This window comes from Azospirillum sp., from assembly GCF_035627195.1.
GTDB lineage: Bacteria > Pseudomonadota > Alphaproteobacteria > Azospirillales > Azospirillaceae > Azospirillum.
This window is the reverse complement of record NZ_DASPMG010000305.1, coordinates 27,000-37,892: the sequence shown is the minus strand read 5'-3', so window position 1 is coordinate 37,892 and position 10,893 is coordinate 27,000. Positions and strand designations below refer to the sequence as shown.

The window sequence follows — 10,893 nt, the reverse complement described above, 5'->3', positions numbered from 1 at the left end:
CCCCGGCGACGATCAGGTTGTTGCCGGCGTTGCCGGTCAGCGCCGCCGGGCCGGTGCCGGTGTAAGTGAGGTTCTCGACGTTCGCAGCCAGCGTGTAGGTGTTCAGCGCCGTGCGCGCCTCGTCGGTGCCGCTGCCCGTGCCGGTGCCCTCCACCACCACATCGGCGGCGTCGGCGACCAGATACACGTCGTTGCCGCCCCCGCCGGCCAGCGTGTCCGCCCCCGCACCGCCGTCCAGGGTGTCGGCACCCGCCGCACCGCTGATCACGTTGTTGGCGGCGTTGCCGGTCAGCGCCGCCGCGGCGGAACCGGTGTAGGTCAGGTTCTCGACCTCGGCGCCCAGCGTGTAGGCGGTGAGCGTGGTGCGCACCGTGTCGGTGCCCTGGCCCGCGGCCTCGGCGACCACGTCGCCGGCATCGTTCACGGCGTAGACGTCGTCGCCCGCCCCGCCGCTCAGCGTGTCGGCGCCGGCCGCACCGTCCAGGGTGTCGGCGCCGATGCCGCCGGTGATGACGTTGGCCTGGGCGTTGCCCGTACCCGCAAAGGCGCCGGTGCCGATGAAGGTGAGGTTTTCGACGTGCGCGTCCAGGGTGTAGCTGTTGGCGGTGACGCGGGCCTCGTCGGTGCCGCCGCCGGCCGCCTCGCCGATGCGGTCGCCGCTGTCGTCGACCACGTACACGTCGTTGCCGGCGCCGCCGTCCAGCGTGTCGGCCCCGACCCCGCCGTTCAGGGTGTCGGCGCCCGTGCCGCCCGCGATGATGTTGGCGAGCGCGTTGCCGATGCCGGCGAAGCTGCCCGCGCCGGTGTAGGTCAGGTTCTCGACGTTGGCGCCCAGCGTGTGGGCGTTCAGCGCCGTGCGCACCTCGTCGGTGCCTTCGCCCGCCGCCTCGACCACCACGTCGGCGGCGGTCTGCACCTCGTAGGTGTCGTTGCCCGCACCGCCGGCCAGGGTGTCGATCCCTGGGCCGCCGACCAGGCGGTTGCCGGCGGCGTTGCCGGTGCCGGCGAAGGCGGCGGCGCCGGTATAGTGCACTGACGCAGACATAGGATTCACAGCGGGCCGCCGCCGTGCGATTCTATCGGCATGGCCCAGACCGTCAGCGTCATCGTTGGACCGGAGGACCGCGCGCGTTTGGCCGCGATCCTCGGTGATCGGAACCGCCCGCTCAAGCACGTCCAGCGGGCGAACATCATCGTGCTCTCGGCCGAGCGGCTACCGGTGCAGGAGGTGGCGCGCCGCGCCGGTGTCAGCCGCCCGGCGGTGTGGCGCTGGCAGGTGCGCTACGCCGAACAGGGCGTGGACGGGCTGCTGCGCGACAAGACGCGTAAACCTGGCCGGGCGCCGCTGCCCAGGGCGACGGTGGCCAAGGTGCTGGCGCTGACCTGCTCGGAACCACCCGGCGCGGTGACCCATTGGACCGGCCGGGCGGTGGCCAAGGCGGTCGGCATCAGCCTGCGCGCCGTGCAGCGCATCTGGGAGGCCAATCGCCTTCAGCCCCATCGCATCCGCACCTTCAAGCGTTCCAACGACCCGGCGTTCGCCGCCAAGATCGAGGACATCGTCGGGCTGTACATGGACCCGCCGTGCCACGCGGTGGTGCTGTCCATCGACGAGAAGAGCCAGATCCAGGCGCTCGACCGCACCCAGCCCGGCTTGCCACTCAAACCTGGCAAATGCGGGACGATGACGCACGACTACAAGCGCAACGGCACCACCACGCTGTTCGCCGCGCTGAACACGCTGGACGGCACCGTGGTCGGGCGTTGCATGCCCAAGCACACCCACAAGGAGTTCATCAAGTTCCTGAACGCTGTGGAGCGCGCCGTCCCGGCGGGCAAGGTGATCCATGCCATCGTCGATAACTACGCCACCCACAAGCATCCCAAGGTCCTGGAATGGCTGGCCGATCACCCGCGCTGGGTGTTCCACTTCACGCCGACCTCGGCCTCCTGGATCAATGCCGTCGAGGGCTTCTTCTCGATCATCACCCGACGCAGCATTCGGCGCGGCGTCTTCAAGTCCGTGGCCGATCTCCAGGACGTTATCGCCCGCTACATCCGCGAGCACAACAAGACATCCAAGCCCTTCATCTGGACCAAGTCCGCCGACACCATCCTCGCCAAGATCGCCCGCCTGCCTGCACCTTCTGAATGAGTCAATGCAATAGGTGAGGTTCTCCAGGTTGGCGGCCAGCGTGTAGGCGGCCAGCGTGGTGCGCACCTCGTCGATGCCCTCGCCCGCGGCCTCGATGATCGTGTCCTCGCCGTCCCCGACCACATAGGTGTCGTTGCCGGCACCGCCCAGCAGCGTGTCCGGCCCGGCCCCGCCGTTCAGCACGTCGTCGCCGTCGCCACCCGCGAGGCTGTCGGCGTTCAGCACCGAGAGCGTGACCTGCACGTTTATGCTACTGAAGCCAACAAGGTCCGCACGGCCGTCGCCATTGACGTCCGCGACCGTGCGCGGCACGTATTCCTGCCCCGACCACGTGTCATGATAGCCAAACCAATTGTGCCCGAATAGCTCCGGACCGAAGGTCCCGTCCACTTGTCCAAAGGCGACGGAGACGTCGTTCCCACCGAAAGCGACGATATCGTTGCGGCCGTCCCCATTAACATCTCCGACGATGCGGGGATACCGGTCATAGCTGTTCCAACCGTCATGGTATCCGAAGCCGGCATGTGCCACGGTGACTGGGCCGAAGCTTCCGTCGGCCTGACCGAGAGCCACCTGCACGTTCTCGCTGCTGAAGCCGACGATGTCCGCCCGACCATCACCGTTGACGTCGGCCACGGTTCGCGGAAGGTATTCCTGTCCCGACCACGTGTCGGATAGGCCGAACCAGTTGCTGCCGAAGATCCAGGACCCGAAGGTGCCGTCGGCTTGACCGAGCACCACCCAGACATCGTTCCCACCGAATGCAATGATGTCGTCGCGGCCATCACCATTCACGTCACCAATTGCGCGCGGGTACTTGTCCTGGCTGTTCCAACCGTCATAGTAGCCAAGACCGCTGTGCGCCGAAATCATCGACCCGAACGTTCCGTCCGCTTGCCCGAGCGCGACTTTCGCATCGTCGCCGGCAAATCCGATGATATCGGCACGCCCGTCGCCGTTCACGTCCCCCAGGAGGCGGGGGTTGACCTCCTGACTGCTCCAGCCGTCGTCATAGCCAAAGGAGTTGTGGGCGAGGAGCATCGATCCGAAAGTGCCATCGGATTGGCCGAGCGCAACGTACACATCATTGCCGCCGAAGCCGACGATGTCTGCACGTCCGTCACCGTTCACGTCGGCAACATGACGGGGATTGATGCTTTGCCTGCTCCAGCCGTCGTCCTGTGCAAATGAGTTGTGCGCGACTACGATGTCGCCGAATAGAAAGACGCTCCCCGCGCCTCCTATATCGCCGATCAGCGTGTCGCTTCCTGCATCGCCCAGGAGCGTGTCGCTTCCATGCCCCCCATCAAGCCTATCGTCGCCAGCATCGCCGATCAGCGTATCGCTGCCGGTGCCTCCAGCGAGTGTGTCGTTGTTGGAAGTTCCAGAAATGAGTGGCATCGGTGATTTTCCTATCCTTAAAGTGTTAGGCATATTATTGCATGTGTCGCGTACACGCCTGCCGATATGGTCAAGGAATACTATGTGATGAAATGCTTGCAAAGGCACTTTCCTGCCTTGCGCCAGCTGGCCGCGTCATCAGGCCGAGAAGGACGCCCTGCTGATCGCGCAGGCGGCGCTGATCAAGTGCTTGGCGGCGCGGGCGGCCGAACTGGAGGGATTGCTCGGCAAGCCAACATAACTTCGGCAAAATCCCATTGCTCTTACCCGTCACGGCTACAGCGTGCGCTCCCTGGCCGACCAGTTCAGCACCAAGCCGGCGGAGATCCGCCAGTTCCTCCGAGGCGAGCTGGGCGGAGCGAGGGCGCAGGAGCTGACCCAGTTGATGCAGGCGGCGGGGCTGCCGCTCTGATCGTGGGGTGTCTCAGCTTATGTGGGCCGGTTTCCCCGATCTCAGGCCCGTCTCAAACACTGCGGGCTGCGTCTCACGGAATGTGGGCCGGCCGGCCTCCACCGTCTCACGAAATCCGGTCCCGGAATCGACCTGAATCTCGGGTCCGACCTTCGATGATCTCGGTCCGCTACATATAGCGGCACATTGAGCGGGATGCGCCAGCCCAGGCGTGAAATAGGGGTTATCCACGCATAGAGTCCGATGCCCGTGCTGATCGGCAAGGCTCACGCCCGTACGAGCGGGATGTCCTCCAGGCAGGTCGTGTAGCGCGGCGATCGGTTTTCCTGCCGCATCCGCCAGCCCTTGCGCGCGATGACCGTGGCTGGCGCCAGCATGTCGCGGCCCATCCTGCTGTTGACGGCATCCATCGCCGCCATGAGCCGGCCGGAGCGCTCCCGGTCGAGCGCATCGAGGGGTCACGACACGAAAGTGATCAGATTGTCCGGTTCATGAGAACGTAGGCAGAACTCCTCAGGTGAAGCAATCCGAAGCGTTCTCTGGCTCTTCGTCGAGCGCCGCATACAGCGCGGTCTTGCCCACCTTGATCCGTGCCGCGGCTTCGCGAACCGTGAGACCCTGGGCGATGAGCGACTTGGCCCGGCGGAGCTTCTCCTCTGTCACCACCGGCCTCCGTCCGCCCCGCCGGCCGCGCGCCACGGCGGCGTCGAGGCTGGCGCGGGTGCGTTCGCGGATGAGGTCGCGCTCGAACTGCCCGAGGGCACCGAAGATGTGGAAGATGAGCCGGCCGCCGGGAGTCGTGGTGTCGATCGCTTCCGTCAAGGAGCGGAAGCCGACGCCGCGGCCCTCCAATGCCGTCACTGTCTCGATCAGGTGCGGGAGCGAACGGCCGAGGCGATCCAGCTTCCACACCACCAGGACATCGCCCTCCCGCACGAAGCCCAAGGCTGCCGTCAACCCCGGCCGGTCGGCCCTGGCTCCGGACGCCTTGTCCTCGAACACACGGGCGCAGCCGGCCTTGGCGAGGGCATCGAGCTGCAACGCCAGGTCCTGGTCGGTCGTCGAAACCCGCGCGTAGCCGACCGCCGCCATGCCGCCCCGCCCCTTGTCCGGAAACCCGTCCGGCAAACTACGTGTCCGGAAAGCCATCGTCAACGCGGGTTGGCGGACAGATCGGCGGTTGGCCGGCAAAGGGCCCATAAGCGGACGGTACGATCAGGAGGGGCAGCTCACTGGTCGGCTTGATCTTGCGAGGTGTGTGCAGCGTCCCCGGGCTGCGTCGCTATAGACCCATTCGTGCCGAGGATGTCGCCGCGAGAATGGTTCAAGCGAGCCGGGAGCCTGATACCTCGCTGGAGTGGTTACCGCTTGATGACGTGTTCTCGGATCTGCAGGGGAACGTGACCGACGCGTCGGCGGAGCAGAGACCACCTCGAGCACGAAGACCTTCTCGGCAACGCCTGCGGCCGCTGGAACCGAGCCATCCCCGCCTGTGCGGCACCGCGCATGATGAACTGGCTCGCTTGGCGCGTGCCGATCGGGAACGCCTCGGAGTCACTCGCGGTGGCGCAGCGCCTCGACCACGGCGACGAAAGCCGGCGAGGATTGGCGGCGGCTCGGGTAATAGAGATGGTAGCCATCCCAGTATGGCGAAAATTCCTGGAGGACGCGCACGAGCCGGCCTTCGGCGACGTACGGCACGATGATCTCTTCCGGGATGTAGGCGAGCCCAAACCCATCCAGCGTCGCGTCGAGCGCGTTGAAGATGTTGTTAAAGATCAGTTGCCCTTCGACGCGGATCTTGAGCTCGCGCCCGTTCTCCTCGAACTCCCACGCGTAGAGCCCGCCGGAGGTCGGAAGGCGGAAATTGATGCAGGTGTGGCCGACGAGGTCCTTCGGATGGGTTGGCTCCGGGTGGTCGGCGAAGTAGGACTTCGCCCCGACGACAGCCAGGCGGAAATCCGGACTGATCCGTGCGGAGATCATGTCCTTGGCGAGGTGCTCGCCCATGCGCACGCCGGCGTCGTAGCGCTCGGTGACGATGTCGGTCAGCCCGTTGTCGAGCACCAGCTCAACCTTGATGTCGGGATAGCGCGGCAGGAACTTGCTCAGCTTCGGCCACAGGACATGCTTGATCGCGTAGTCGGCCGCCGCGACGCGAATGGTGCCGGCGGGTTTGTCGCGCAACTCGCTGAGCGCCTCCATCTGGGCCTCGATCTCGTCGAAATGCGGGCCGATGCTTTGGAGCAGGCGTTCGCCGGCCTCGGTCGGCGAGACGGCGCGCGTCGTGCGGGTGAGCAGGCGGATGCCGAGTCTGGCCTCGAGCTGGCGGATGGTGTGGCTCAAGGCCGACTGCGAAACCCCGACCTTAGCCGCGGCTCGGGTGAAGCTGCGCTCCCGCGCGACGGCCAGGAACGCGAGCAGGTCGTTGACGTTCTCGCGCGCCATTCATGAAGCCCTTTCATAGTAAAGGCTTCATTATACTCACATCATCAGGGCGATACAGGTGGCAATCGGCTGGCGGCTGTGGCGTGGCTGTTTACCTCGCACGCTGGACCTGGACGGAAATCGCACCGGGGCGGTCGAAGATCGATACATCCCCCGTCACCTTGCCAAGGATGACGATCCCGGGTTCAGGGACGCGACCGCTGCGGTAGTAGATGACGAAATGATCGGGCCCCCACAGGCCAAGCGTCCCGGTCGAGAAATCGCGCTGCCGCGCGGCCTCCGGCAAAGATGCCGGCAGGTCGCCGGTCTTTTCCTGACGCAGGTGATCCCGCATTTCGATGGTGATCGGCAACATCTGCACCAGCGAACGCGCGGCGGCGTTGTCGGCCAGCTCGGCCGTGACATTTCCCCATTCGGAGGAAATCTGGATGCGTTCTTGCGCCATGGCATGCTCTGTCGATAGGAGTGTGAGGCCGGCAGCAATCAACGATAGGCGTCGCATGGCGTTCTCCTTGAGCTTTGACACCGGGCGGGAAACGGGTGCCGGGAGCAACCCCGTCTTACGTCTCGGCCTGGCGGTGTTTGCCTGTCCGTGTAAGCGGCCCTGTGCCCGACGGCACCTCGCCTACGCGACGAGGTGCTGATTGAAGAAGCTGGTCAGCTTGTCGAAGGGGATCAGGTCCACGCGGTCGTAGAGATCGACGTGGCCGGCACCCGGGACCCAGACCAACTCTTTCGGCTCGGCGGCACGCCGGTATGCGTCTTCGCTGAACTCCTTGGAGTGGGCTTGGTCGCCGCTGATGAACAGCATCGGACGCGGAGAGATCGTCTCGATGTCGTTGAACGGGTAGAAGTTCATGAACTTGACGTTGCTGGACAGCGTCGGATGCGTGGTGAGGAGGGGCGATCCGCCCTTAGGCGTGTATTCGCCCCTCGGCGTGCGGTAGAAATCGTAGAACTCGCGCTGGATGGGGTGGGTATCCGCCGTCAGTTTATGCACCGTTCCGCTGGTGTATTGGGTTTCGCCGCCGGTGAACTCCACATAGCGTTGCTCGGCTGCCGCTGCGATGATCTGCTTCCGCTGCTCGACGGTCTGGGAGTGCTGGAGCGCGTTGCGGTTGGCAGCGCCCATATCGTACATGCTGACTGTCGCGATGGCCTTCAGGCGCGGGTCGATCTTGGCCGCGCTGATGACGAAGCTCCCGCTACCGCAAATCCCGATCGCTCCGATCCGCTCCCTGTCGACGAACGCCCTGGTGCCCAGGAAATCGACTGCGGCGCTGAACGCCTCGGCGTAGACGTCCGGCGACACGAGGTTGCGGGGCTGGCCATCGCTCTCGCCCCAGAACGGCAGATCGATCGACATGGCCACAAATCCCCGTTCCGCCATCTTCGTGGCATACAGGTTCGCGCTCTGCTCCTTCACCGCGCCCATCGGATGCCCGACGATGATCGCCGGATTCTTCGCATTCCGGTCGAGGGTCTTGGGAGTGAAGAGATTCCCGGCGACGTTCATCTGATACTGGTTCTTGAAGGTGACCTTCTGGAGGGTCACCCTGTCGCTGGTGTAGAAGTTGGCCGCGCCTCGGGACATGTCCTGAGCCATCGCAGCCGGCAGGTCGAGGACCGACATCATGCCGAGCGCGGCGACGCCGGCACCGGTCATCTTCAGGAGACTGCGCCGATCGATGCCCATGTCGGCATGCACTTCCACGGCGCGCTTGTCCACATTTTGCCTGTTCATTGCTGTAGCTCCTTTGATGCCTGGGCATCCCTGCGGCTTGGCTTCTTAACGGCGGAAATTTAGGCCATGCGGAGCGCGCGCATTAGACGGCGCGTTTTGCTTGTCGTTATGAATTCCGCTCATCAATCGCCAACGGTCATCCAGGGGCCGGGGCGGCGCGCATCGCGCTGATTGATGAATGCATTTCATAACCGCATGCGGTTATGAGCCGCTAATGGCCCACGAGCCCCTCGACTATCTATGCCCCACCGGATCAATCCAGCCCTGGCGGGCAAGGTCCGCCGCTCGGCTGAGGGCCATCCTCCACACACTCAGGCAATTGCATGCAGGATCAACTCCCTTCCGGGAATGGCACGACCGCGCACCAGCCGGCGGCGTGGGGCGCCGTCTTCGCGATGTCGCTCTGCGTCTTCGTGCTGATCGCGTCCGAGTTCATGCCGGTCAGCCTGTTGACGCCGATCGCCACGGACCTAGCCGTGACCGAGGGGCAGGCGGGACAGGCCATTTCGGTGTCCGGCATCTTCGCCGTGCTGACCAGCTTGCTCATCGCCCCGGTGACCGGCCGGCTCGACCGCAAGGTGGTGCTGCTGTCCCTGACCGGCCTGATGGTTCTGTCGGGGGCCATCGTCGCCTTCGCGCCGGATTTCGCCACGCTGATGATCGGGCGGGCGCTGCTCGGCGTCACCATCGGCGGCTTCTGGTCGATGTCGACGGCGACGGTGATGCGGCTGGTGCCGGAGGAGTCGGTGCCGAGGGCCCTCGCCATCCTCAACGGCGGCAATGCGCTCGCGGCCACGATCGCGGCTCCGCTGGGCAGCTTTCTGGGCGCGCACATCGGATGGCGCGGCGCGTTCTTCTGCGTGGTGCCGCTCGCGGCTCTCGCCCTGTGCTGGCAGTTGATGTGCCTTCCGGCGATGCGCAGCGAGCGGCGGTCCGGCGCCGGGACCGTGTTCCGGCTTCTCAGCCGGCCGCAGGTGGCCTTCGGGATGGCGGCGATCCTGTTCCTGTTCATGGGCCAGTTCGCGCTGTTCACCTATCTGCGGCCATTCCTGGAGACGGTGACCGGCGTCGGCGTCTCCATGCTGTCGCTCATCCTGCTGGTGGTCGGCGTGACCGGCCTGGTCGGCACGATGCTGATCGGCCCGGTGCTGAACCGGAGCGTGTACGGCGTCCTCATCGTGATCCCGCTGCTGATGGCCGGCATCGCCGTGGCGCTGATTGCCTTCGGCGGTTGGGTCGCCGGGACGGCGTTGCTGCTGGGCGCGTGGGGCCTGATCGGCACGCCCGCGCCGGTCGGCTGGGGGACCTGGCTGTCGCGGACCCTGCCGGCGGACGCGGAGGCCGGCGGCGGGCTGATGGTCGCAACCATCCAGCTTGCGATCACGCTGGGCGCGACCGTTGGGGGGACCCTGTTCGACCTGAGCGGGTACCAGGCCACCTTCGGCGTCAGCACCGTCCTGCTTGTGATGGCCGCCCTCCTGTCCTTCGCGGCGTCGCGCACGGATCGGCTTCAGCCGGCCTGACGGGACGGCTGGTCCCAACGGGAATGAACATTTCGAGAGTGAGCAAGAACCAAGGAGCGCTTCGATGACCGTCAAAGCCTACGGCACCTACGCCGCCGACAAACCCCTCGAGCCGCTGGAGGTCACGCGCCGGGCTCCCGGTCCGCATGATGTCCAGATCGACATCGCCTATTGCGGTGTCTGCCACTCGGACCTGCATCAGGCGCGCGCGGAATGGGCGGGCACGCAGTGGCCGTGTGTCCCCGGCCACGAGATCGTGGGACGCGTGTCGGCGGTCGGCGCGCATGTGTCGGGCTTCCGCGCGGGCGAACTCGTCGGCATCGGCTGCATCGTCGACAGTTGCAAGCACTGCCCGGACTGCGAGGACGGGCTGGAGAACTACTGCGACGGCATGGTCGGCACCTACAATTCCCCGACGCCGGACGCGCCTGGCCATACGCTCGGCGGCTATTCGCAGCAGATCGTCGTGCACGAGCGCTACGTGTTGCGGATCCGGCATCCGGAGGAGCAACTCGCCGCGGTCGCGCCGCTGCTGTGTGCCGGCATCACCACCTATTCGCCGCTGAAGCACTGGAACGCCGGTCCGGGCAAGAAGGTGGGCGTGGTCGGCATCGGCGGTCTCGGCCATATGGGCATCAAGCTCGCCCACGCGATGGGCGCGCATGTGGTCGCCTTCACCACCTCGGAGTCCAAGCGCGAGGCGGCGCTGGCGCTTGGCGCGAACGAGGTCGTGGTCTCGCGCAATCCCGACGAGATGGCCGCCCATGCCAAGAGCTTCGACCTCATCCTGAACACCGTGGCCGCCCCGCACGACCTCGATGCGTTCCTCGTCCTGCTGAAGCGTGACGGGACGATGGCGCTGGTGGGCGCGCCGGCCACGCCGCATCCCTCGCCCAATGTGTTCAACCTGATCATGAAGCGGCGGTCGGTCGCCGGCTCGATGATCGGCGGTATCGCCGAGACGCAGGAGATGCTCGATTTCTGCGCGGAGCACGGCATCGTCTCCGACATCGAGATGATCCGCGCCGACGCGATCAACGAGGCCTATGAGCGCATGCTCAAGGGCGACGTGAAGTACCGATTTGTGATCGACACCGCTTCCTTGGCTGCCTGATCGCAATGTCCGGAAAGAGAAGAAGGGCCGGTGCATCGCACCGGCCAGTTCCGGCACGGCTCATTCATGAGCCAGCGCGATAAGCCCTATCGCCGG

At 65.8% G+C, this 10,893-nt stretch carries 10 protein-coding genes and 1 pseudogene; 4 read left to right on the top strand and 7 right to left on the bottom strand.

Features of this window, described 5'->3' with window-relative positions:
• Window positions 1-1,045: calcium-binding protein (locus VED21_RS27840; protein WP_324888229.1), on the bottom strand; the 1,045-nt coding region annotated here is incomplete at its 3' end.
• A gap of 39 nt (window positions 1,046-1,084) precedes the next feature.
• On the opposite strand from VED21_RS27840, the gene VED21_RS27835 reads away from it, so the two are divergent.
• Entirely contained in the window at window positions 1,085-2,155 is a 1,071-nt protein-coding gene (locus VED21_RS27835) for an IS630 family transposase (protein WP_324888227.1), read from the top strand.
• 108 nt (window positions 2,156-2,263) lie between these two features.
• Here the strand turns inward: VED21_RS27835 and VED21_RS39045 are convergent.
• Window positions 2,264-3,556 (bottom strand): annotated as a pseudogene (locus VED21_RS39045) (FG-GAP-like repeat-containing protein); the annotation flags it as partial.
• A 283-nt stretch (window positions 3,557-3,839) separates the two neighbouring features.
• On the opposite strand from VED21_RS39045, the gene VED21_RS27815 reads away from it, so the two are divergent.
• On the top strand, window positions 3,840-3,968 hold the full coding sequence (locus VED21_RS27815; protein WP_324888222.1) for a hypothetical protein: 129 nt from the start codon (window positions 3,840-3,842) through the stop codon (window positions 3,966-3,968).
• A gap of 266 nt (window positions 3,969-4,234) precedes the next feature.
• On the opposite strand, the gene VED21_RS27810 is transcribed toward VED21_RS27815, so the two are convergent.
• The 5 genes from VED21_RS27810 to VED21_RS27790 form a co-directional block, all read right to left on the bottom strand.
• Window positions 4,235-4,387 carry a DUF4113 domain-containing protein gene (locus VED21_RS27810; protein WP_324888220.1) on the bottom strand — a complete coding sequence of 51 codons (153 nt, stop codon included), beginning with the start codon at window positions 4,385-4,387 and terminating at the stop codon, window positions 4,235-4,237.
• Window positions 4,388-4,481: 94 nt separating this feature from the next.
• On the bottom strand, window positions 4,482-5,060 hold the full coding sequence (locus tag VED21_RS27805; RefSeq protein WP_324888218.1) for a recombinase family protein: 579 nt from the start codon (window positions 5,058-5,060) through the stop codon (window positions 4,482-4,484).
• A 462-nt stretch (window positions 5,061-5,522) separates the two neighbouring features.
• Window positions 5,523-6,416 (bottom strand): LysR family transcriptional regulator, encoded by an 894-nt coding sequence (locus VED21_RS27800; protein WP_324888216.1) that lies wholly within the window; start codon window positions 6,414-6,416, stop codon window positions 5,523-5,525.
• Between the two features lie 91 nt (window positions 6,417-6,507).
• Window positions 6,508-6,918, bottom strand: coding sequence for a cyclophilin-like fold protein (locus tag VED21_RS27795; protein ID WP_324888214.1), 411 nt, complete (start codon window positions 6,916-6,918; stop codon window positions 6,508-6,510).
• A gap of 123 nt (window positions 6,919-7,041) precedes the next feature.
• On the bottom strand, window positions 7,042-8,145 hold the full coding sequence (locus tag VED21_RS27790; protein WP_324888212.1) for an alpha/beta hydrolase: 1,104 nt from the start codon (window positions 8,143-8,145) through the stop codon (window positions 7,042-7,044).
• Between the two features lie 338 nt (window positions 8,146-8,483).
• Between VED21_RS27790 and VED21_RS27785 the strand changes: the two genes are divergently transcribed.
• Window positions 8,484-9,683, top strand: a complete 1,200-nt coding sequence (locus VED21_RS27785; protein ID WP_324888210.1) for an MFS transporter — start codon at window positions 8,484-8,486, stop codon at window positions 9,681-9,683.
• 64 nt (window positions 9,684-9,747) lie between these two features.
• Window positions 9,748-10,797: an NAD(P)-dependent alcohol dehydrogenase gene (locus VED21_RS27780; protein ID WP_324888208.1), complete on the top strand. Its 1,050-nt coding sequence runs from the start codon at window positions 9,748-9,750 to the stop codon at window positions 10,795-10,797.
• Window positions 10,798-10,893: the final 96 nt, after the last annotated feature.

Excerpts from the sequence above, each read along its gene's own strand:
- VED21_RS27780 (WP_324888208.1), top strand. The coding sequence starts at position 9,748 with ATGACCGTCAAAGCCTACGGCACCTACGCCGCCGACAAACCCCTCGAG.
- VED21_RS27810 (WP_324888220.1), bottom strand. The coding sequence starts at position 4,387 with ATGGCGGCGATGGATGCCGTCAACAGCAGGATGGGCCGCGACATGCTG.
- VED21_RS27785 (WP_324888210.1), top strand. The coding sequence starts at position 8,484 with ATGCAGGATCAACTCCCTTCCGGGAATGGCACGACCGCGCACCAGCCG.
- VED21_RS27800 (WP_324888216.1), bottom strand. The coding sequence starts at position 6,416 with ATGGCGCGCGAGAACGTCAACGACCTGCTCGCGTTCCTGGCCGTCGCG.
- VED21_RS27805 (WP_324888218.1), bottom strand. The coding sequence starts at position 5,060 with ATGGCGGCGGTCGGCTACGCGCGGGTTTCGACGACCGACCAGGACCTG.
- VED21_RS27795 (WP_324888214.1), bottom strand. The coding sequence starts at position 6,918 with ATGCGACGCCTATCGTTGATTGCTGCCGGCCTCACACTCCTATCGACA.
- VED21_RS27835 (WP_324888227.1), top strand. The coding sequence starts at position 1,085 with ATGGCCCAGACCGTCAGCGTCATCGTTGGACCGGAGGACCGCGCGCGT.